This is a genomic window from Pseudomonas lalkuanensis, assembly GCF_008807375.1.
Classification (GTDB): domain Bacteria; phylum Pseudomonadota; class Gammaproteobacteria; order Pseudomonadales; family Pseudomonadaceae; genus Metapseudomonas; species Metapseudomonas lalkuanensis.
In genome coordinates, this window is record NZ_CP043311.1 from 1299510 (window position 1) to 1320057 (window position 20548).

Sequence of the window (20548 nt, forward strand, 5' to 3'; positions counted from 1 at the left end):
GCCAAGGAGGTCTGCATGTTCGAATCCGCCGAAATCGGCCACTCAATCGACAAGGAAACCTATGAGAAGGCTGTCGTGGAGCTGCGTGAAGCCCTGCTGGACGCACAGTTCGAGCTGAAGCAGCAGGCGCGCTTCCCGGTGCTCATCCTGATCAACGGCATCGAAGGTGCCGGCAAGGGCGAGACGGTCAAGCTGCTCAACGAATGGATGGACCCGCGCCTGATCAACGTCGAGAGCTTCCTGCGTCCCACCGACGAAGAACTCTCGCGGCCCCCGCAGTGGCGCTTCTGGCGCAAACTGCCGGGCAAGGGGCGGATCGGCATCTTCTTCGGCAACTGGTACAGCCAAATGCTCCACGCGCGGGTCGAGGGCGACATCAAGGACGCCCGCCTGGACCAGGCCATCAACGACGCCGAAGGCTTCGAGCGCATGCTCTGCGACGAGGGGGCGCTGATCTTCAAGTTCTGGTTCCACCTGTCCAAGAAGCAGCTCAAGGAGCGCCTCAAGGCCCTGGAGAAGGACCCCCAGCGCAGCTGGCAGCTCAATCCGCTGGACTGGAAGCAGAGCGAGGTCTACGACCGCTTCGTGCGCTTCGGTGAAAGGGTATTGCGTCGCACCAGCCGCGACTACGCGCCCTGGTACGTGATCGAAGGCGCCGACGAGTACTACCGCAGCCTCAGTGTCGGCCGCATCATCCTCGAAGGGCTGCAGGCGGCCCTCAAGCACAAGGGCAGGCCCAGGCCGCAGCCCCATGCGGCGCCGCTGATGTCCAGTCTCGACAAGCTGAGCCTGCTGGACAGCCTCGACCTCAGCCGCAAGCTGGACAAGGACGACTACAAGGAACAGCTCGCCACCGAGCAGGCGCGGCTCAGCGGGTTGATGCGCGACAAGCGCATGCGTGGCCATGCCCTGATGGCCGTGTTCGAGGGCAACGACGCGGCTGGCAAGGGCGGTGCGATCCGTCGCGTCACCGGAGCGCTGGACCCTCGGCAATACCGCACGGTGCCGATCGCCGCACCCACCGAGGAAGAACGGGCGCAGCCCTACCTGTGGCGCTTCTGGCGGCACGTGCCGGGGCGTGGGCAGTTCACCATCTTCGACCGTTCCTGGTACGGCCGCGTGCTGGTGGAGCGGGTCGAGGGCTTCTGCGCCGAGGCCGACTGGCTGCGCGCCTACAGCGAGATCAACGACTTCGAGGAGCAGTTGCACAACTACGGCATCGTGCTGGTGAAGTTCTGGCTGTCCATCGACAAGGACACCCAGAAGCAACGCTTCAAGGAGCGCGAGGAAGTCGCCTTCAAGCGCTACAAGATCACCGATGAAGACTGGCGCAACCGTGACAAGTGGGACCTCTACGTCGACGCGGTGGACGACATGGTCGATCGAACCAGTACCGAGATCGCTTCCTGGACCCTGGTGGAGGCCAACGACAAGCGTTACGCACGGGTCAAGGTGCTGCGCACCATCAACGAAGCGCTGGAGGCTGCTTTCAAGAAAGGTTGAGCACGGGATGGCCGCGCATACGCGGGGTGAATGATCGTGGTGGGGAAACATGGGCCGGAACTATGCTCACCCCACTTTCCATCCCGACAATAACGAGGTGCGTCATGCGTGAAGTGGTGATCGTCGACAGCGTGCGGACTGGCCTGGCCAAGTCCTTCCGCGGCAAGTTCAACATGACCCGGCCGGACGACATGGCCGCCCACTGCGTGAACGCCCTGCTGGCACGCAACGCTCTCGACCCCGCGCTGGTGGACGACTGCGTGGTGGGCGCCGGCTCCAACGAAGGCGCCCAGGGCCACAACATCGGCCGCAACGTGGCGGTGCTGTCGGGCCTGGGTATCGGCGTCGCCGGCATGACCCTCAACCGCTACTGCTCCTCGGGCCTGCAGGCGATCGCCATTGCCGCCAACCAGATCGCCTCGGGCTGCAGCGACGTGATGGTGGCCGGTGGCGTCGAGTCGATCACCCTGACCCTGAAAAGCATCAACCAAGACAACTTCGTCAACCCGCGCCTGAAGCTGGAACACCCTGGCATCTACTACCCCATGGGCCAGACCGCCGAAATCGTCGCGCGCCGCTACAACGTCACCCGCGAAGCCCAGGACCTCTACGCCCTGCAGAGCCAGCAGCGCACCGCCCGCGCCCAGGCCGAGGGGTTGTTCAATGACGAAATCGTGCCGATGAGCGTGAAGTACTTCGTCGAAGACAAGGCTACCGGCGAGAAGAACATCCTGGACGGCGTGGTGGACCGCGACGACTGCAACCGCGCCGATACCACCCTGGAAGGCCTGTCTTCGCTGAAGCCGGTATTCGCCGAGGACGGCTCGGTGACCGCCGGCAACTCCTCGCAGCTGTCCGACGGCGCTTCCATGACCCTGCTGATGAGCCTGGACAAGGCGCTGGAGCTGGGCCTGAAGCCCAAGGCGTACTTCCGTGGCTTCACCGTCGCCGGTTGCGAGCCGGACGAGATGGGCATTGGCCCGGTGTTCTCGGTGCCGAAGCTGCTCAAGGCCAAGGGCCTTTCCGTCGACGACATCGACCTCTGGGAGCTCAACGAAGCCTTCGCCTCCCAGTGCCTCTATGCCCGCGACCGCCTGGGCATCGACAACGAGAAGTACAACGTCAACGGCGGTTCCATCTCCATCGGCCACCCCTTCGGCATGACCGGTTCGCGCCAGGTCGGCCACCTGGTGCGCGAACTGCAGCGCCAGGGCAAGCGCTACGGCATCGTCACCATGTGCGTCGGCGGTGGCATGGGGGCCACCGGGCTGTTCGAGGCGTATCGCTGAGGGCCTGGGCACTAATGATGTTGCCTGCTTTTGTGGGGGCGATTTCATTCGCTAAGCGGACCGCAGGTTCGCCCCGCTGCTTCGAATGGGGCAGCTGCGCTGCCCATAGCGAATGAATTCGCCCCCACAACGACAGTGCCTGACGCCCATCCGATTGCCGCAAAAGAAAAACCCGCGCCTGGCGCGGGTTCTTTCATCGTGGGGCACTCACGGCGCCCGCCGGGCAAGTATGGCGTTGGATAGCTGCACGCGGCGAATGTAAAGCGCGACCTCCCGTTCCGTATCCACGCGGGTGAAGAAGGGCCCTTCCAGGGTTCCCTCCCGGGTGGAGAAGAAGTACTGCCCGTTCACGGCACTGACACGCTCGCTTCTGTAGTGGGTGCCGGGTGCCTTGTCGGACGCGCGTCGACCGAACATCGGACCACCTCCATTTCTGCATTGGCATCTTGAGTCTAACCAGCGCAACCGGCCTTGCTCGGGGGTTCGACGGGCGGCAGCGGGTTACGACAGGTACAGTTCGGTCTCCGACCGTGCGGGAACTGTTCCTGTGCCCTGGGAACCGGCACTCCTAGAATGGCGTCTCTTGTCCCGCCTGTCGCCAGAGCGCCGGGCTTTCCTGCTGAGGTTCCCATGCACATCTCCTCCGGCCGTTGGGTCTACGGCCTGTTCCTTGCCCTGGTTACGGCCGTGCTCTGGGGTGTCCTGCCCATCTGGCTGAAGGAAGTCCTGCAGACCATGGACCCGGTGACCGTCACCTGGTACCGCCTGATAGTCGCCGGCCTGCTGTTGTTCGTTTACCTGGGCGCCAATCGTCGCCTGCCCGAATTCCGCCCGCTGGGTGCCCGTGGCCGCTGGCTGGTGGTGCTGGCAGTAGGTGGCCTGACCGGCAATTACGTCTTCTACCTCATCGGCCTGAAGATGCTCAGCCCCGGCACCACGCAGCTGGTGATCCAGGTGGCGCCCATCCTCTTCCTGCTGAGCAGCCTGTTCATCTTCAAGGAGAGCTTCAGCCTGGGTCAGGCCTTCGGCCTGGTGGTGACGGTGCTGGGCTTCGGGCTGTTCTTCAACCAGCGCCTGGAGGAACTGCTCACGTCCATGGGCCAGTACACCCTGGGCGTGCTGGTGATCCTGCTGGCGTCGGCCGTGTGGACCTTCTACGGACTGGCGCAGAAACAGCTGCTGAGCCACTGGAGTTCGGCCCAGGTGATGATGGTGATCTACCTCGGCTGCGCGGCCCTGCTGACGCCCTGGGCGCATCCGCTGGAAGCGCTCGAGCTGAGCCCTTTGCAGGGCTGGTTGCTGTTGGCCTGCTGCCTGAACACCCTGGTGGCCTATGGCGCCTTTGCCGAAGCCCTGGCCCATTGGGAGGCCTCCCGGGTCAGTGCCACCCTGGCCATCACCCCGCTGGTGACCTTCGCCAGCGTCGCCGCCTGCGCGGCACTCTGGCCGGACCACGTGCAGCCGGAAGAGATCAACTGGATCGCCTACGCCGGCGCGGTGTTCGTCGTACTGGGCTCGGCCCTTACCGCCCTGGCGCCGTCGCTGGCGCGCAGCTGGCGCGCGCGGCGTGAGGCAGCTGCATTGGCGGGCGGTGAATAACCGCCTGTGGGAGCGAATTCATTCGCGATTGAAATCGCTCCCACGCTAGGGCGGTCTCTCCGCCTCGTAGGATGGGTGCAGCGGAGCGACACCCATCAATGGGGAACGATAGGTACCACAAGCAGCACGTGCGGGCGGTCTAGCAACGGGACCCGAGCATCTCCGCCTTGCGCAGCCAGGTCTGGCGCTGCTCCTCGGAGGAGGGGCGCACCGGGGAGAACTCGGTCAGGCGACGGGTCTTGATACCGCAGAAGCCGAGGATGGTGCGCACCATCTGCCGGTGCGCCGGGGCGCCATAGATCCAGCGGAAGTACCAGGGCGGCGTATCCAGGGTCACCAGCAGGTCGGCGGTACGCCCGGTCAGCAGTTTGTCCCAGGCCTGTGAATGCTGGCCGCGGTAGCGGAAGGCGAAGCCGGGCAGGAAAACGCGGTCGAAGAAGCCCTTGAGCAGCGCCGGCAGGCCGCCCCACCAGACCGGATAGACGAACACCAGGTGTTCGGCCCAGTGGATCTGCCGCTGTGCTTCGAGCAGGTCGGGTTCCAGGGTCTGGCTCTGGTCATAGCCTTGGCGCAGCACCGGGTCGAACTGCATCTCCCCCAGCTTCAGCAGGCGCACCACGTGGCCTTCGCCGCGGGCACCCTGGGCGAAGGCATCGCTCAGGGCATGGCACAGGCTTCCCCCCTTGGGGGTGCCGAGAATCATCAGGATGCGCTTGCCGTCACCTTCCAGTGGCGTGGCTCCATGCTTGACTGCTTCAGCCATGTTGACCGGCCTCCAGCATGCTTTCCGGGCGGACCCAGGCATCGAACTCTTCGTCAGTCAGATAACCCAGTGCCAGGGCCGCGGCACGCAGGGTGGTGCCTTCCGAGTAGGCCTTCTTGGCGATCTGCGCAGCCTTGTCGTAGCCGATGTGCGGGTTGAGCGCGGTCACCAGCATCAGGCCGCGCTCCAGGTGCTCGGCCATGCGCGCGGCGTCCGGTTCCATGCCGGCCACGCAGTGCTGCTGGAAGTTGCGGCAGCCGTCGCCGAGCAGGCGGATCGATTGCAGCAGGTTGTGCACGATCACCGGTTTGAACACGTTCAGTTGCAGGTGCCCCTGGCTGGCGGCGAAACCGATGGTGGCGTCGTTGCCCATGACCTGACAGGCCAGCATCGACAGCGCCTCGCACTGGGTGGGGTTGACCTTGCCGGGCATGATCGAGCTGCCCGGTTCGTTGGCCGGCAAGCGCACCTCGGCCAGGCCGCCGCGCGGGCCGGAGCCCAGCAGGCGCAGGTCGTTGGCGATCTTCATCAGGGCCACGGCGAGGGTCTTGAGGGCGCCGGAAAGGTTCACCAGCGGCTCATGGCCGGCGAGGGCGGCGAACTTGTTCGGTGCCGACACGAAATGCAGCCCGGACAGCGCCGCCAGTTCGGCGGCCATGGCATCGGCGAAACCGTGGGGCGCGTTCAGGCCGGTACCCACGGCGGTGCCGCCCTGGGCCAGTTGCAGGACCGCCGGCAAGGCCGCGCGGATCGCCTTGTCGGCATAGTCGAGCTGGGCGACGAAGGCGGAGAGCTCCTGGCCGAAGGTGATGGGCGTGGCATCCATCATGTGGGTACGGCCGGTCTTCACCAGATGGGCGTGCCGCGCGGATTGTTCGGCCAGGCCGCCGGAGAGTTCGGCGATGGCCGGCAGCAGCTCATGCTGCACCGCCTTGGCGATGGCGATGTGCATCGCCGTGGGGAAGCAGTCGTTCGAACTCTGGGCGAAGTTCACATGATCGTTCGGATGCACCGGGCTCTTGCCGCCGCGCTGTCCGGTGGCCAACTCGTTGGCGCGGCCGGCGATCACCTCGTTGACGTTCATGTTGCTCTGGGTGCCGCTGCCGGTCTGCCAGACCACCAGGGGAAACTGGTCGTCATGTTTGCCGGCCAGCACTTCGTCGGCGGCCTGCTCGATCAGGCGGGCGACATCCGGCGGCAGGTCGCCGTCGCGGCCATTGACCCGGGCGGCGGCCTTCTTGATCAGGGCCAGGGCGTGCACTACCGCCAGTGGCATGCGCTCGCCTCCGATGGCGAAGTTTTCCAGCGAGCGCTGGGTCTGGGCGCCCCAGTAGGCGTCGTCGGCGACGTCGACTGGCCCCAGGCTGTCGGTTTCTGTGCGGCTCATGTGGGTTGGCTCCGGCTATTGATTCCGCAGTTTAGGCTCTCTCTCCGGCACTCGGTTCAACCGTTCGGGCAATTACCAGCGCGCGCGGGTGGAGCCCAGCCAGCCAAGGGCATTGGTCACCGGCACGCATTCGCCATCCGGGCTGCGCAGTACGCCGTCGAAGCGGCCGAACCACTGGCGCGTATCGGCGTAGAACAGGCCCAGGCGCGGGCAGGCCTGATGCAACTGGCGTGGCGTGAAGGTGAGTTCTACCCGCCGGCAGACGGTGGAAAGCAGCCAGGGGGCGAGGGCATTGTTCGGCTCCTGCTCGATCTGCACCGGGCGGTCGAGCTTGGCCAGGCGGCCGCCGAACCACAGCGCGTTCTCGGTCAGGCCGCTGGAGTCGGTCCAGCCCGCGCCGAAATTGCCGGCGATGCCACCGGGGGCGGCGAAGGCGGCGCGGGTCCAGTGGCTGTGGAGGGGCCAGACGCCGCGCCCGAAATCCAGGGCGGCGAAGCTCTGGCCGGTGGTGCACTGGTACTGGCGTCCGCCCAGTTGCACGCCCCCGCTGGCGGGCAGGCCGAGCTGCCGGCTGCTGGCGTGGAAGCAGCGGCCGGGGAGGGGGGCGACCAGGTTCACCGAGTCCAGGTGTGCGGGGCGCAGCACTTCCAGGGCGGCCTGCAGGGGCTGGCCACCGATATCCGGCGCTGCCACCCGCAAGCTCAGGCGGCCGGGGTGCTCGTCGACGCGGATCTGCAGGCGCGAGTGGTGGAAGCTGTGGCTTTCCAGCGGGGTATCCGGCAACCGGCAGCCGAAGGCGAAGGGGCGTAGCTGGGTGTGGGCGACGGCCTGGCCACTGTCGAGGTCGAGGAAGTAGGCGGCGCCGTAGCCCAGGTAATCGAGGTCCGCGAGGGTCAGCGAGAGCATCCAGCGCGGGGTGGTGATGCACCAGTGGTTCCAGCGCTTGCGCCGGCCCGTGTGACCGGGTATCGCGCAGTTCAGGCGTGGCCGGCTTGACCAGCCGACGGCGGCGGGCGAGAGCTTGCCGCGGGCATCGCAGAGCGCGGGATATCCCGGCTCCAGGGTGGAAATATGGCTATTCATCGGGCACGTCCATGTGTGTGCGAAGCCTGGGCACTTCAGGTTCTGTACGAGTTCGGTCCCCTTGGGGGATTTTTCGTACAGAGCCGAGGGAAGCCGGCTGCAGCTCATCGGAAATTCCGTCGATGGGCGCGACAAGGTTCCTGGCCGGCGAAGCATGCCCAGCGGGCGAAAGCATGAGCAAGTGATGGCGTTTTGACAACCGCTCCGTGGAGTGCGGCATCGCACATTTTCATCGTGGACTTGTCGAAAAGACCGCCGCTTGAGCCGGATATCGGCTTGAGCGCAGAATGACCAGCCCCGGGGCAGTCCCCGTCATCCGTGCCCAGACAAGGATACTCAATGACCAAGCTTCGCGTTCTCTGCACCGCAGTACTGCTGGCCTGCGCCAGCGGCCAGGTCCTGGCCGATGCCGCCAGCCATGCCGCCGATGCCGAGCGCTTCCTCAAGCTCGCTCGTGCCGACAAGCTGACCGTTCCGGTCTACGCCCAGGTGCAGCAGATGTTCGAGCAGCGTTTCCAGCAGGCCCAGGCGCCGGCCAGCAAGAAGGCCACCCTCGAGAGCTACCAGGCCAAGGCCAACGCCGCCCTGGACAAGGCTGTCGGCTGGGACAAGCTGAAGCCGGAGCTGGTGAAGATCTACACCAGCAACTTCTCCGAGAGCGAACTGAAGGACCTGATCGCCTTCTACGAATCCCCCCTGGGCAAGAAAGTGCTGGAGAAGATGCCGGCGCTGACCCAGCAGTCCGCCCAGCTCACCCAGACCCGCCTGGAGTCCGCCGTGCCCGAGGTCAACAAGCTGCTCAGCGAAATGGCCAGCGAACTGGCGCCCCAGGACAAGAAGAAGCAGTAAGCCGGAGTCAATCGATGTCCATGCGCGACCGCATCCTGACCGCCCTGCAGGCCCTCGATCCCCAGCACCTCGATGTGCTGGACGAGAGCCACATGCACAGCCGCGGCCTGGAAACCCACTACAAGGCGGTGATCGTCAGCCCGGTGTTCGCCGGGCTCAACGCCGTCAAGCGCCACCAGAAGGTCTATGGCAGCCTGGGCGAGCTGATGGGGCAATTCCACGCCCTGGCCCTGCACACCTACACGCCCGAGGAATGGGCCGAGCAGGGCGCGGCGCCGGAGTCGCCGACTTGCGCTGGCGGCAGCAAGCACGACCACTGAAAAACTACCTGCGTTGCCGATACTGCGTTGAAAGCGGCCTCAGAAAGCCGCTTTTGGCTAACGCGCTTTAGCGCGGCCCGGAGGGCGAACGAAGTGAGTAATGCTCATTTACAGTCGTAAACTCCGCTTCTTCGGCCACTTTATTCGCTGGCGCTCACCCTTCGGGCCAGCCTCTGGCTGTTACTCCCGTTGGTCGTTTCGCCTTGTCTCGGCTGCCTCGCCTACGTTTTTCAGCCGTCCGCTCGGCGCCTGAGACCAATTCACGCAGCCTGATCCCAGCCGCTTTTTGATAGACTTCGCACCGCGCCGGCCCACGCCGGCGCAGTCGTTTCTGTCACCCGGTCCGCCCTTTACGCGGGCGACCACTGGAGGAAGTCACCGCATGACCCAGATCGTTGTTGCGGCGCTGTACAAGTTCGTCACCCTGAAGGACTACGTTGCGCTGCGTGAACCCCTGCTCAAGACCATGCTGGACAATGGCGTCAAGGGCACCCTGCTGCTCGCCGAGGAAGGCATCAACGGCACCGTTTCCGGCACTCGCGAAGCCATCGACGCGCTGCTCGCCTGGCTCAAGGTCGATCCGCGCCTGGTGGACCTGGACCACAAGGAGTCCTACTGCGGGGAGCAGCCCTTCTACCGCACCAAGGTCAAGTTGAAGAAGGAAATCGTCACCCTCGGCGTGCCGAACGTGGACCCCAACCAGCAGGTCGGCACCTACGTCGAACCCAAGGACTGGAACGCGCTGATCAGCGACCCCGAAGTGCTGCTGATCGATACCCGCAACGACTACGAAGTGGCCATCGGCACCTTCGAGGGTGCTATAGACCCGCAGACCAAGTCGTTCCGCGAATTCCCCGACTACATCAAGGCCAACTTCGACCCCGCGCGCCACAAGAAGGTGGCGATGTTCTGCACCGGCGGCATCCGCTGCGAGAAGGCCTCCAGCTACATGCTCGGCCAGGGCTTCGAAGAGGTCTTCCACCTCAAGGGCGGCATCCTCAAGTACCTGGAAGAGGTACCCCAGGACGAAACCCTCTGGCGCGGCGACTGCTTCGTCTTCGACAACCGCGTCACCGTGCGCCACGATTTAACCGAGGGCGACTTCGACCAGTGCCACGCCTGCCGTAACCCGATTTCCGTGGAAGATCGCCTGTCCGAGCACTACGCGCCCGGTATCAGCTGCCCGCACTGCTGGGACAGCCTGAGCGAGAAAACCCGCGCCAGCGCCATCGAGCGGCAGAAGCAGATCGAGCTGGCCAAGGCCCGTAACCTGCCGCACCCGATCGGCCGCGACCCGCGCCAAGCCCTGGAGGACTGAGTTTGTCCAACGCCCGCCTGCTTTATGTGATGGACCCCATGTGCTCCTGGTGCTGGGGCTTCGCCCCGGTGGCGTCGGCACTCGCCGAACAGGCCGCGGCGGCCGGCGTTTCGTTGCACCTGGTGGCCGGCGGCCTGCGCACGGGCCAGGGTGCCGCACTGGATGCCAACACCCGGCGCTACATCCTCGAGCACTGGCAGGCGGTCCACCGGGCCACCGGGCAGCCGTTCCGCTTCGACGGGGCCCTGCCTGACGACTTCATCTACGACACCGAGCCGGCCTGCCGCGCCATGGTGGTCGCCCGCTCGCTCGCGCCGGAACTGGCCTGGCCACTGGTTCGGCTGATCCAGCACGCCTTCTACGCCGAAGGCCGCAACGTGACCCAGGCCTCTGTCCTGGTGGAACTGGCCGAGCAGGCCGGGATTCCGCGCATCGAGTTCGCCGAAGCCTTCGACGCCGCCTCCAGCCATGAGGAGACCGTTGCCGATTTCACCTGGGTGCAGGACCTTGGCATCGCCGGTTTCCCCACCCTGCTGGCCGAGCGCGATGGCCAGCTGGCGCTGCTGACCAACGGCTACCAGCCGCTCGACGAACTGGCACCCCTGCTCTGCCGTTGGCTGGAACGAGGCAACCATGCCTGACCGCTTGAGCTGGGCGGAGATCCGCCGTCTGGCCCTGCGCCACAAGAAGGCCCTCTGGCTGGCCAACCTGGTCGCGGTACTGGCCACCCTCTGCAGCGTGCCCATTCCGTTGCTGCTGCCGTTGCTGGTGGATGAAGTGCTGCTGCAGCGCGGCGATGCCGCCCTGCGCTTCATGGACCACTTCCTGCCCGCGCCCTGGGAGAACGCCGTCGGCTATATCGGCCTGATGCTGGTGGTGACGCTGGTCCTGCGCGGCATGGCCCTGGTGTTCAACGTGCTGCAGGCGCGGCTGTTCGCGCGGCTCGCCAAGGACATCGTCTACCGCATCCGCACCCGCCTGATCGAACGCCTGAAGCGCATTTCCCTCGGCGAGTACGAAAGCCTTGGCGGCGGCACCGTCACCGCCCACCTGGTGACCGACCTGGACACCCTGGACAAGTTCGTCGGCGAAACCCTCAGCCGCTTCCTGGTGGCCGTGCTGACCCTCACCGGCACGGCGGCCATCCTGGTCTGGATGCACTGGAAACTGGCGCTGCTGATCCTGCTGTTCAACCCGTTGGTGATCTACGCCACCGTGCAGTTGGGCAAGCGCGTCAAGCACCTGAAGAAGCTGGAGAACGACAGCACCGCGCGCTTCACCCAGGCGCTGACGGAAACCCTGGAAGCCATCCAGGAAGTGCGTGCCAGCAACCGCCAGGGCTTCTTCTTCGGACGCCTTGGCCTGCGCGCTCAGGAAGTCCGCGACTACGCCGTCGCCTCCCAGTGGAAGAGCGACGCGGCGGGGCGCACCAGCGGGCTGCTGTTCCAGTTCGGCATCGACTTCTTCCGCGCCGCGGCCATGCTCACGGTGCTGTTTTCCGACCTGTCCATCGGCCAGATGCTGGCGGTGTTCAGCTACCTCTGGTTCATGATCGGCCCGGTCGAGCAGTTGCTGGGCCTGCAGTATTCCTACTATTCCGCCGGCGCCGCGCTGGGCCGCATCAACGAGCTGCTGGCACGTGCCGACGAGCCCCAGTACAGCCCGAGCGTCGATCCGTTTCGTGGCCGCGAAACCGTGGGGATCGAAGTGAAGGGCCTGCGCTTCGCCTATTCCGAGGAGCCGGTGCTGGATGGCCTCAACCTCTCCATCGCCCCCGGCGAGAAGGTCGCCATCGTCGGTGCCAGTGGCGGTGGCAAGAGCACCCTGGTGCAACTGCTGCTGGGGCTCTACCAGCCCCAGGCCGGGCAGATCCGCTATGGCGGATGCCGGCTGGAAGAGATCGGCCTGGCCGAGGTGCGCGACAACGTCGCCGTGGTCCTGCAGCACCCGGCGCTGTTCAACGACAGTGTGCGCGCCAACCTGACCATGGGCCGCGAACGCAGCGACGACGCCTGCTGGCGCGCCCTGGAAATCGCCCAGTTGGCCGACACCATCCGCAACCTGCCCCAGGGGCTGGACAGCGTGGTGGGCCGTTCCGGCGTGCGCCTGTCCGGCGGCCAGCGGCAACGCCTGGCCATCGCCCGCATGGTGCTGGCCGAACCCAAGGTGGTGATCCTCGACGAGGCCACCTCGGCCCTCGACGCCGCCACCGAATACGCCCTGCACCAGGCCCTCGGCACCTTCCTCAACGGCCGCACCACCCTGATCATCGCCCACCGCCTGTCAGCGGTTAAGCAGGCGGACCGGGTGCTGGTATTCGACGGCGGCCACATTGCCGAAGACGGCGACCACCAGCAGCTCATCGCCGAAGGCGGGCTCTACGCCAAGCTCTACGGGCATCTTCAGCAGGGCTGACGGCGGGCTGTTCTACAGGTTCGACCAGGAGCCAGGCGCAGCAGGTCGTTGGGGCGGCTTAGCCGCCCTTCGCGAATGAATTCGCTCCCACAATCAGGAAGGCACGGCAAGGTAGGTCAGCCGTACCTCACCGCCTCCAGGAAGACGATGCGCTGGCCGATGTCGTGGAATACTCGCGCCGAGGCGATCTGGTTGTAGTCCACCCCATCCAGCAGGCTGAGCATCTGCACGTCATGGCGATAGCGCGGGTGCCAGTCCAGCAGCCTTTCCAGAATGGCAATGGCATCGACGCCCGGCCGGAAGTTCGCCAGCAACAGGCGGCCGCCGGGCCGCAGGGCCTGGAACAGGCGCTGGACCAATCGTTCGCAACGGCGGTCATCCAGCAGTTCGGTGATTCCGGAGGAATACACCAGGTCGTAGCCCTCGAACCCGCACTCGCCGCTCAGCAACTGTTCCAGGTTGCCCAGGCGAGTGAGCACGCCCAGGGCGCCATAGCTCTTGCGCACCCTGTCCAGGCGCTCCACGTCGTCATCGAACACCAGCATCTCGCCGAAGTGCCCGTGGCGCAGTTCGCGGGCCAGCTCCGCCTCGCGGAAGTGGCCGCCAGCGATGCACAGCATGCGCGCGCCCTTGCCGGAGTCCAGGCAGGTTTCGTCCAGGATGCGGGCCAGCATGCGCCGGCGGCAACGCAGGGCGCGGGCCGCTTGCGCAGTGGTGGCGAAATCGAACAGCTGGCGGGTGCGCTCCTCGGGCAGGCTCTGCAGGGCGTCCGATTCGACGCCGTAGAGATAGTCCAGCAGCAGCGCGTTGCCGCAACACAGGCCGGGGCTCGGCAATGTTCGGCTGGGAAAGGGAAGAATGTTGCTCGGCGGCGGCGCCTCTTCCCGGGGCGGTACAGGTGTGTCCAATCGCAGCCGCTCGCGTTCGGCCTTGATTGCCGCCAGTTCCTGCTTGACCTGTTGTTGTTCCAGGATGCCTCTGCTCAGTTCTTCCGGATCACTGGTTTCTTCCACACGCCACCTCCTCTGGCCAAACGTGGATTCCTTGACCCGTCACGCGGGATGAAGGCAGGTGCTGTCTCCGTGTAGAACCTTAGTTGATGGCGATCTGCCCGCAATCATTCAGATAGATGAAATCGCGCTTTAAAACGGGTGAATTGCAGCGATATCAAAGGCCCTGGAGGCGAGCGAGGAGGGTGACCAGCTCCGCCTGACGTTCGGTTTCGGTCTTGCGGAACAGCGCGCGCAACTGGGTGCGGATGGTGTTGATCGAGACATTCAGGCGCTCGGCACAGGCTTCGGGGGCCAGTCCCTGGACGAGCAGGTTGGCCAGGCGTTGCTCCGCCGGACTGAGCTGGAACAGGTCGGCCAGCCACTGGCTCCCGGCCTGGCCTTCCAGCAGCGTCAGCAGCACCAGCGTGCCAGCGTGCCGGCCCGACAGCGGCGAAGCTTCCGGCACCGGTGTCACCAGCAGGCGGCCCTGCGCTTCACCGGGCAGGGGCAGCCAGCCGGCGCGGCGCTTGCCATTCCGGCCACAGGCCTGGCGGATCAGCGCCTGCAGGCGGTCGTCCAGGGCCTTGCCATGCAGCCGCCCCTGAACGCCCTTCAGGGCGAACTCCGGCTGGCTAAGGCGTCGCTCGGCCTGGCGGTTGCCGTAGCGCACCCGGCCTTCGGCATCCAGCAGCCAGAGCGGCGCGGGGTGGCGTTCCAGGAGCAGGTCGCGGTGCGCTACTTCCAGTTCCAGGTTGCGCAGGTGGCCGGACATCTTCGCCGCACGCACCAGATGAGGACTCAGGCGCATGAGCAGATCGCGTTGCCGCATCTCCGGCAAGGCCGCGCCCACAGCGGTCAGCAGCGACAGGTAGATGCCCGAGTCGGCCTGCTCGTGCAGCTTGATGCAGGAAATGTTGCTCATGCCGAAGGGGAGGTGGAATTCCTGGTAGTACGGGTCGCGGCGGATGCGCTGGGGGCCCAGGTCCTCCAGGTCGTGGTACCAACTGCCCACCGGCCTCGGGACCAGCACATCCTTGGCCGGATCGAGCTGGTGGTAGTAGGCGTTGTAGACCTCCACGCAGGCTGGGTCGCAGAGGTTGATCGAGGTGACCTGCGGCCGTTTCTCGTGTTGGTCGAGGAAGAGCAGGGCGCCCAACTGGTGGCCGGTGGCCGCCGCCAGAAGTTCCAGCATCGGCCGCCAGGCGCCGCCATCCAGCACGCATTCGTAGCAGAGGTTGACCAGGCTGTCGTAGAGCTCGTCCATGTGCGGCATTGCGTGACGTTCCCCGGCGGTTGGTGGCGCATTGCTGTCATATGGCACAGGCCCCGACCCCGTGCAAACCGCCGCTGGTCGGCCGATGCTGCTCCCGCCTGGAAGCCTGGCTGAACGCCACGTCAAGAAATCCTTACGGAAGCGGAGCGTCTGGCAAGCGGAATCGCTGTTTTTTCAGGGCTGTAAGGAAAAGTTTCCGCATGGGCCGTCCGGCGCGTCGCTTCGGGAGATTCCGCGCCTTGTTCGCCAGGCCCTGCCAGAGTGAGATGGCGCAAACAAAAATTCGGCCCGACGCCATGAATACAGAACTCACTCTCTACGGGTACTGGCGCTCCAGCGCTGCCTACTGCGTGCGTATCGCCCTCAACCTGAAGGGCCTGGCCTATCGCCAGGAGCCGGTGCACCTGGTCAAGGATGGCGGCCAGCAGCATCAGGACGCCTATCGCGAACTCAACCCCCAGGGCCTGGTGCCGCTGCTGGTGGATGCCGGAAATGCCGGTGGCGAAATCCGCATCGCCCAGTCCCTGGCCATCCTCGAATACCTCGAAGAAGTCTTCCCCGTACCGGCCCTGCTGCCGGCCGACCCCGCCCAGCGCGCCCTGGTGCGCTCGCTGGCCATGCATATCGCCTGCGAAGTACATCCGCTGAACAACCTGCGGGTGCTGCAGTACCTCAAGGCTGAACTGGGCGTCTCCGACGAGGCCAAGGATGCCTGGTACCGCCACTGGGTGGGCGCAGGTCTCGCCGCCGTGGAAAAGGGCCTGGAAGCCTTCGGCGGCAAGCTCTCCCTGGGCAGCCGTCCCGGCTACCTAGAAGCCTGCCTGGTTCCCCAGGTCTACAACGCACGACGCTTCGACTGTGACCTTTCGGCCTATCCGCGCATCCTCGATATCGCTGCGCGCTGCGAAGCCCTCGAAGCATTCAGGAATGCTGCTCCGGAGGTACAGCCAGACGCGCAATAAGGTTTACCCGCCTTGCAAACTTCCGCCGGACCACAAGCCCGGCGGGTGAAATCCCGTCACGACAACAACAAAAGGTGACGCAATGAGTGAGATGCAACACTCGGGCGAGCTGAAACGCGGCCTGAAGAATCGCCACATCCAGCTGATCGCCCTCGGCGGCGCCATCGGCACCGGTCTCTTCCTCGGTTCCGCCGGCGTGCTCAAGTCCGCTGGTCCCTCGATGATCCTCGGCTATGCCATCTGCGGCTTCATCGCTTTCCTGATCATGCGCCAGCTGGGCGAAATGATCGTCGAAGAGCCGGTCGCCGGCTCCTTCAGCCACTTCGCACACAAGTACTGGGGTGGTTTCGCCGGCTTCCTCTCGGGCTGGAACTGCTGGGTGCTCTACATCCTGGTCGGCATGAGCGAGCTCACCGCCGTGGGCAAGTACATCCACTACTGGTGGCCGGACGTCCCCACCTGGGCCACCGCCGCCGTCTTCTTCCTGGTGGTCAACGCCATCAACCTGGCCAACGTGAAACTCTTCGGCGAGGCCGAATTCTGGTTCGCCATGATCAAGGTGGTCGCCATCGTCGGCATGATCGTCCTCGGCTGCTGGATGCTGTTCAGCGGTAGCGGCGGCGAGCAGGCGACGGTCGCCAACCTCTGGGCCCATGGCGGCTTCTTCCCCAACGGTGTGAGCGGGCTGGTGATGGCCATGGCCTTCATCATGTTCTCCTTCGGTGGCCTGGAAATGCTCGGCTTCACCGCGGCCGAGGCCGACAAGCCGAAGCAGGTGATCCCGAAGGCCATCAACCAGGTCATCTACCGCATCCTGATCTTCTATGTCGGCGCCCTGGTCGTGCTGCTCTCCCTGAGCCCCTGGGACGCGCTGCTGGCTTCCATCAACGGCGCGGGCGATGCCTACAGCGGCAGCCCCTTCGTGAAGATCTTCGCGCTGATCGGCAGCGACACCGCCGCGCACCTGCTGAACTTCGTGGTGCTCACCGCCGCCCTGTCGGTCTACAACAGCGGTACCTATTGCAACGGCCGCATGCTGCTGGGGCTGGCCGAGCAGGGCGACGCCCCGCGCGCCCTGGCCAAGGTGGACAAGCGCGGCGTACCGGTACGTTCGCTGCTGGTGTCGGCGGCCGTGACCTTCCTCGCCGTGGTGGTCAACTACGTGGTTCCGCAGAATGCGCTGGAACTGCTGATGTCCCTGGTGGTGGCCGCCCTGGTGATCAACTGGGCGATGATCAGCTACTCCCACCTGAAGTTCCGCCAGCAGATGGACAAGGACGGTGTTCGCACCGGCTTCCGCGCCCTCTGGTACCCGATGGGCAACTACCTGTGCCTGGTCTTCGTGCTGTTCATCCTCGGCGTCATGCTGTTGATCCCGGGCATCCAGGTATCGGTGTACGCCATCCCGGTATGGCTGCTGGTGATGTGGGGCTGCTACCGCCTGAAGCTCAGCAGCAAGGCCCAGACTGACAAGGTCGCGGGTTACGAAGCGGGTTGATACTCCGCTGTACCCACAAGAACCCCGGCCTTGTGCCGGGGTTTTTCTTTTGGTTGCTCGCGGCGTGAGTTGGCTTGGGAATCGGTTTCCGGCTCATTGCCGAGCGGGCTCCGGGTTGCTGTTTCGCCCTCCCGGGCGAGTCACTTTTGCCAATCGCGGCAAAAGTGACCAAAAACGCTTGCCCTACCATCCGGCCTGGCTTCGCCAGGTTCCCTCCCGACATCGTTGCTCCGGGGGCGCGGCATCCATGCCGCTCGTCCCTCTCTGCAACGATTCCGCTCGGCCTCCTGAAGGGGCGGTGTCGCCGCCTCACCTCTTTCTCCAGATGTCAGGCTACGCGTTGGCTTCAGGACTATTCGTTCTTCACCGGCGCGAGTCACCCCTCGCCCTCTGGGAGAGGGGAGAGGGTGCGGGCGGTTCCAGTCCAGCACGCAGAGGCAGGGGAGAGCTGTCAGACTCAAATCTGAAACCGCGCCACCGACGACTGCATCGCGCTGGCCACGGCGTCCAGGCTTTCGACGGCGTTGGCGAGGTCGCGCATGGCCTGGCTGTTGCTCCGTGACATCTGGGCAATCAGCTCTACCCGCTGGGCCACTTCGCTGCTGGCCCTGGACTGCTCGCCGATGGTGTGGGAAATCTCCTCCACCACTTCCGCCGCACGGTGGGCGCCACTGCGGATCTCATTGATCGACTCGCCCGCCTGCCGCGCCAGGCCAACGCCGTCCTGCACCCGCTCCACGCCCGTCTGCATGCTGTCCACCGCCTGCTGGGTGGACTCGCGGATGCGCTGGATCATCCCGGTGATCTCCTGGGTCGACTGCGCGGTGCGTGCCGCCAGATTGCGCACTTCGTCGGCCACCACCGCGAAGCCGCGCCCGGCTTCCCCGGCGCGGGCAGCCTCGATGGCGGCGTTCAGTGCCAGCAGGTTGGTCTGTTCGGCGATGCCCTTGATCACCTGGATGATGGAGTGGATTTCCTCTGACGACTGGCCCAGCGCCGTGATGGTGCTGGAGGACTGGTTCACCGCGTCGGCGATGCGGCTCATGCCGTCCACTACACCGAGTATCACCGCGCCGCCGCTGCCGGCCAGGTCCTCGGACTGGGCGGAAATGTTCTGCGCATTGCGGGCATGCTCGGCGATCTGGCCGATGTTGGCGATCATCTGCTCCATGGCCGCGGCCATGCTGGTAGCGCTGTCGGATTGCTCGCTGGCACCGTCGACGATGCTCTGCGAGGTTTCGCTGAGGCGGTGGGCGGTGCCGCGCAGTTCCTCGCTCTCGTTGCGGATGGTGGCGATCATCTGGCGCAGGTTGCCCTGCATTTCAGCCAGGGCCCGTTGCAATTGGCCGGCCTCGTCGTCGCTGTCGATGCTGACCTGGGTGAGCAGGTTGCCCTGGGCGATGGCGTGGGCCACGCAGACGGTTTTCTCCAGGGGGCGCAGGACCGCGCGCATCAGCTGGCTGGTCACCAGGCAGAGCAGGCCGACTACCAGCAGGATGCCGCCCACCAGCCAGGCGGCGGCGCTGCTCACGGCCGCCTCGCCATCGCTACGGGTCTTCGCCGCGTGGGCCTCGATCTTGCCGCTCAGCGCCTCGTTCTTCTCCTCCAGCTCGCCGAAGCTGCGCTCGAAGGCCGACAACTCGCCACGCGCCGCCTGCGGATCGCGCAGGGCGAGATTGACGATGCGTTCGGCTTCTCCGATGTAAGTCTCCAGGGCCGGTTGGGACTCGGCGATGGCGCTGCGGATATCCGCCGTCAGCGGCAGTTTGGCGTTCTCGCCCAGGGTGCGGCGGAACCATTCGCTGTGGTCGCGCAGGTCACTGCGTACCTGGTCGGCCCCGGCCTGGTCGCCCGGCTGCACCACCAGCGCCGCCAGCACGTCGGCACGCAGGGCGTCGTGCATCATGTCGCCTTCCAGGTGATTGCGCAGGGCGCTTACGCTCAACTGGTTCTCCGCCAGCGCCCCGGCCAGTTCGGTCTGTCCCCAGTATCCGATGCCACCCAGCAGGGCAGCGGCCAGCACGCTGATTGCTCCGGAGGCGACCATTTTCTGCCTTATTTTCATGTCCTGTCCCCGCTGGTGAAGTCCGACGCTGGCAAGGGTAGTCCAGCCGCAACTGCCGCTGGAGACTTTATCGGCCGCAGGTTTGGCGTCATGAGGGCAGGGCGAAACCGCCAGATTCCTAGCGCTGCAGCAGTCCCGCCCAGGTGGAAAGCGGAACCGCCTGATCCTCATGCCAGATCCGCTGCCAGAGCACCTTGAGCCGATCCAGGTCCCCCCGTTCGGTGTGCCAGCGGCGAGCTTCCTTCACCGGCTGCCAGCGGCCATCCCGGTGTTCGGCGAGGATGAAGCGGAAAGGATGGAAGCCAGTCATGCCCAGGCGCAGGTCGGTGACCACCAGCACCTGGTCGATCTGGTCGTAGCGCAGGATGCCGTGGGTGAACCAGGCCAGCCGCAGGTGCTGCGGCGAATCCCGCAGGCACCGCGCCAGTTCGGTACCTCGGGGGATGGGTTCGAGCCGTGGCGGCTCGCGGTCGAACCAGCTCACCAGGGCTTCGTGGTAGTCCTCGCCGTCGAGCACGATCACCCGCCAGAGCAGGGTGTTGAACGGTGTCGGCGTGCTGAACATCGCCTGCGGGCGAACGCCGTCCCGTTCCAGTGCCTCCTGCACCCGCTGCTCGGCCATGAACTTGCCGCCGAGGGTCGAGAGCAGGTAGAGGCTGGACAGCGCCAGCGCCGCCACCGGTAGCCGTGGCGTGCGGTCACGCAGGCCGAAAAGCACCCCACCGATCACCGCCGCCAGGAGGGGCAAGGTGTAGAGCGGGTCGATGATGAAGATGCTCGACCAGGCGATGGGGGGCGTCATCAATGGCCAGAACAGCTGGGTGCCATAGCTGGTGAAACAGTCCAGCAGGGTGTGGGTCACCAGTACCAGCCAGAGGCTGAGGAACAGCCGCTGCGTCGAATAGCCGGGATTCGGCCGCCATCGTCGCACCAGCAGCGTGAGCAACGCCGCCAGGGCGCTGAGCACGAAGATCGAATGGCTGAAGCCCCGGTGGTAGGTCATGGCCGCCACCGCATCGGTATAGCGGATCGCCACGTCCAGGTCCGGGAGCGTGCCGAGCACGGCTCCGTAGAGCAGCGCCTTGCGCCCCTGCCAGCGGCCGAGCAGCGCGCCCTGGATAGTGGCGCCGAGCACCGCCTGGGTGAGTGAGTCCATCGCCGTCCCTCGAGAGTGATCCGTCGGCTAAGTTACTGCGCCTGTGGCTGGCTCTGCAGTGGGAAATTTCCACCAG

18 protein-coding genes are annotated in these 20548 nt (G+C 65.7%); 10 read left to right on the plus strand and 8 right to left on the minus strand.

Going from position 1 to position 20548, the window contains the following annotated elements; genetic code table 11:
- Positions 1-15: 15 nt before the first annotated feature.
- Together pap and FXN65_RS06215 are read left to right on the plus strand one after the other, a co-directional pair.
- Complete coding sequence (pap, locus tag FXN65_RS06210) at positions 16-1503, plus strand: polyphosphate:AMP phosphotransferase (protein WP_151132212.1); 1488 nt, start codon at positions 16-18, stop codon at positions 1501-1503.
- Between the two features lie 104 nt (positions 1504-1607).
- Positions 1608-2792: a thiolase family protein gene (locus tag FXN65_RS06215; protein WP_151132213.1), complete on the plus strand. Its 1185-nt coding sequence runs from the start codon at positions 1608-1610 to the stop codon at positions 2790-2792.
- Positions 2793-2999: 207 nt separating this feature from the next.
- Here the strand turns inward: FXN65_RS06215 and FXN65_RS06220 are convergent, their stop codons facing one another.
- Positions 3000-3209, minus strand: coding sequence for a DUF6316 family protein (locus FXN65_RS06220; protein WP_151132214.1), 210 nt, complete (start codon positions 3207-3209; stop codon positions 3000-3002).
- A 213-nt stretch (positions 3210-3422) separates the two neighbouring features.
- Here FXN65_RS06220 and FXN65_RS06225 point away from each other — a divergent pair, with 213 nt between their 5' ends.
- Positions 3423-4391, plus strand: a complete 969-nt coding sequence (locus FXN65_RS06225) for a DMT family transporter (RefSeq protein ID WP_151132215.1) — start codon at positions 3423-3425, stop codon at positions 4389-4391.
- 139 nt (positions 4392-4530) lie between these two features.
- Here FXN65_RS06225 and FXN65_RS06230 read toward each other — a convergent pair whose 3' ends face one another.
- The 3 genes from FXN65_RS06230 to FXN65_RS06240 all read right to left on the minus strand — a co-directional run bounded on the left by FXN65_RS06230 (position 4531) and on the right by FXN65_RS06240 (position 7624).
- Positions 4531-5154, minus strand: coding sequence for an NAD(P)H-dependent oxidoreductase (locus tag FXN65_RS06230; protein ID WP_151132216.1), 624 nt, complete (start codon positions 5152-5154; stop codon positions 4531-4533).
- A complete protein-coding gene (locus FXN65_RS06235; RefSeq protein WP_151132217.1) occupies positions 5147-6541 on the minus strand; it encodes a class II fumarate hydratase in 1395 nt (464 codons plus the stop codon). Before FXN65_RS06235 ends, FXN65_RS06230 begins: the two co-directional genes overlap by 8 nt.
- 72 nt (positions 6542-6613) lie before the next feature.
- Positions 6614-7624 (minus strand): DUF2804 domain-containing protein, encoded by a 1011-nt coding sequence (locus tag FXN65_RS06240; RefSeq protein ID WP_151132218.1) that lies wholly within the window; start codon positions 7622-7624, stop codon positions 6614-6616.
- 339 nt (positions 7625-7963) lie between these two features.
- Here FXN65_RS06240 and FXN65_RS06245 point away from each other — a divergent pair, with 339 nt between their 5' ends.
- The 5 genes from FXN65_RS06245 (at position 7964) to FXN65_RS06265 (ending at position 12526) form a co-directional block, all read left to right on the plus strand.
- Positions 7964-8473: a DUF2059 domain-containing protein gene (locus FXN65_RS06245; protein WP_151132219.1), complete on the plus strand. Its 510-nt coding sequence runs from the start codon at positions 7964-7966 to the stop codon at positions 8471-8473.
- Between the two features lie 14 nt (positions 8474-8487).
- A complete protein-coding gene (locus FXN65_RS06250; RefSeq protein ID WP_151132220.1) occupies positions 8488-8793 on the plus strand; it encodes a BolA family protein in 306 nt (101 codons plus the stop codon).
- Between the two features lie 382 nt (positions 8794-9175).
- Complete coding sequence (gene trhO / locus FXN65_RS06255; protein WP_151132221.1) at positions 9176-10111, plus strand: oxygen-dependent tRNA uridine(34) hydroxylase TrhO; 936 nt, start codon at positions 9176-9178, stop codon at positions 10109-10111.
- Positions 10112-10140: 29 nt separating this feature from the next.
- A complete protein-coding gene (locus FXN65_RS06260; protein ID WP_151138681.1) occupies positions 10141-10752 on the plus strand; it encodes a DsbA family protein in 612 nt (203 codons plus the stop codon).
- Positions 10745-12526, plus strand: a complete 1782-nt coding sequence (locus FXN65_RS06265; RefSeq protein WP_151132222.1) for an ABC transporter ATP-binding protein — start codon at positions 10745-10747, stop codon at positions 12524-12526. The genes FXN65_RS06260 and FXN65_RS06265 overlap by 8 nt, the downstream gene beginning before the upstream one ends.
- A gap of 116 nt (positions 12527-12642) precedes the next feature.
- Here FXN65_RS06265 and FXN65_RS06270 read toward each other — a convergent pair whose 3' ends face one another.
- Positions 12643-13539, minus strand: coding sequence for a class I SAM-dependent methyltransferase (locus FXN65_RS06270; protein WP_151132223.1), 897 nt, complete (start codon positions 13537-13539; stop codon positions 12643-12645).
- Positions 13540-13693: 154 nt separating this feature from the next.
- Positions 13694-14791, minus strand: coding sequence for a helix-turn-helix transcriptional regulator (locus tag FXN65_RS06275; protein ID WP_151132224.1), 1098 nt, complete (start codon positions 14789-14791; stop codon positions 13694-13696).
- Between the two features lie 296 nt (positions 14792-15087).
- On the opposite strand from FXN65_RS06275, the gene maiA reads away from it, so the two are divergent.
- Together maiA and FXN65_RS06285 are read left to right on the plus strand one after the other, a co-directional pair.
- Positions 15088-15753 carry a maleylacetoacetate isomerase gene (gene maiA / locus FXN65_RS06280; RefSeq protein ID WP_151132225.1) on the plus strand — a complete coding sequence of 222 codons (666 nt, stop codon included), beginning with the start codon at positions 15088-15090 and terminating at the stop codon, positions 15751-15753.
- Positions 15754-15835: 82 nt separating this feature from the next.
- Positions 15836-17251, plus strand: coding sequence for an amino acid permease (locus tag FXN65_RS06285; protein WP_151132226.1), 1416 nt, complete (start codon positions 15836-15838; stop codon positions 17249-17251).
- Between the two features lie 457 nt (positions 17252-17708).
- Here FXN65_RS06285 and FXN65_RS06290 read toward each other — a convergent pair whose 3' ends face one another.
- On the minus strand, positions 17709-19316 hold the full coding sequence (locus FXN65_RS06290; protein WP_151132227.1) for a methyl-accepting chemotaxis protein: 1608 nt from the start codon (positions 19314-19316) through the stop codon (positions 17709-17711).
- Positions 19317-19434: 118 nt separating this feature from the next.
- Complete coding sequence (locus tag FXN65_RS06295) at positions 19435-20472, minus strand: metal-dependent hydrolase (RefSeq protein WP_151132228.1); 1038 nt, start codon at positions 20470-20472, stop codon at positions 19435-19437.
- Between the last annotated feature and the right edge of the window lie 76 nt (positions 20473-20548).

Coding starts and splice junctions, on each gene's coding strand:
- FXN65_RS06250 (WP_151132220.1), top strand. CDS start 8,488: ATGTCCATGCGCGACCGCATCCTGACCGCCCTGCAGGCCCTCGATCCC.
- FXN65_RS06285 (WP_151132226.1), top strand. CDS start 15,836: ATGAGTGAGATGCAACACTCGGGCGAGCTGAAACGCGGCCTGAAGAAT.
- FXN65_RS06245 (WP_151132219.1), top strand. CDS start 7,964: ATGACCAAGCTTCGCGTTCTCTGCACCGCAGTACTGCTGGCCTGCGCC.
- maiA (WP_151132225.1), top strand. CDS start 15,088: ATGAATACAGAACTCACTCTCTACGGGTACTGGCGCTCCAGCGCTGCC.
- FXN65_RS06240 (WP_151132218.1), bottom strand. CDS start 7,624: ATGAATAGCCATATTTCCACCCTGGAGCCGGGATATCCCGCGCTCTGC.
- FXN65_RS06230 (WP_151132216.1), bottom strand. CDS start 5,154: ATGGCTGAAGCAGTCAAGCATGGAGCCACGCCACTGGAAGGTGACGGC.
- FXN65_RS06235 (WP_151132217.1), bottom strand. CDS start 6,541: ATGAGCCGCACAGAAACCGACAGCCTGGGGCCAGTCGACGTCGCCGAC.
- FXN65_RS06220 (WP_151132214.1), bottom strand. CDS start 3,209: ATGTTCGGTCGACGCGCGTCCGACAAGGCACCCGGCACCCACTACAGA.
- FXN65_RS06260 (WP_151138681.1), top strand. CDS start 10,141: ATGGACCCCATGTGCTCCTGGTGCTGGGGCTTCGCCCCGGTGGCGTCG.
- pap (WP_151132212.1), top strand. CDS start 16: ATGTTCGAATCCGCCGAAATCGGCCACTCAATCGACAAGGAAACCTAT.
- FXN65_RS06290 (WP_151132227.1), bottom strand. CDS start 19,316: ATGAAAATAAGGCAGAAAATGGTCGCCTCCGGAGCAATCAGCGTGCTG.
- FXN65_RS06295 (WP_151132228.1), bottom strand. CDS start 20,472: ATGGACTCACTCACCCAGGCGGTGCTCGGCGCCACTATCCAGGGCGCG.
- FXN65_RS06275 (WP_151132224.1), bottom strand. CDS start 14,791: ATGCCGCACATGGACGAGCTCTACGACAGCCTGGTCAACCTCTGCTAC.
- FXN65_RS06225 (WP_151132215.1), top strand. CDS start 3,423: ATGCACATCTCCTCCGGCCGTTGGGTCTACGGCCTGTTCCTTGCCCTG.
- FXN65_RS06265 (WP_151132222.1), top strand. CDS start 10,745: ATGCCTGACCGCTTGAGCTGGGCGGAGATCCGCCGTCTGGCCCTGCGC.
- FXN65_RS06215 (WP_151132213.1), top strand. CDS start 1,608: ATGCGTGAAGTGGTGATCGTCGACAGCGTGCGGACTGGCCTGGCCAAG.
- trhO (WP_151132221.1), top strand. CDS start 9,176: ATGACCCAGATCGTTGTTGCGGCGCTGTACAAGTTCGTCACCCTGAAG.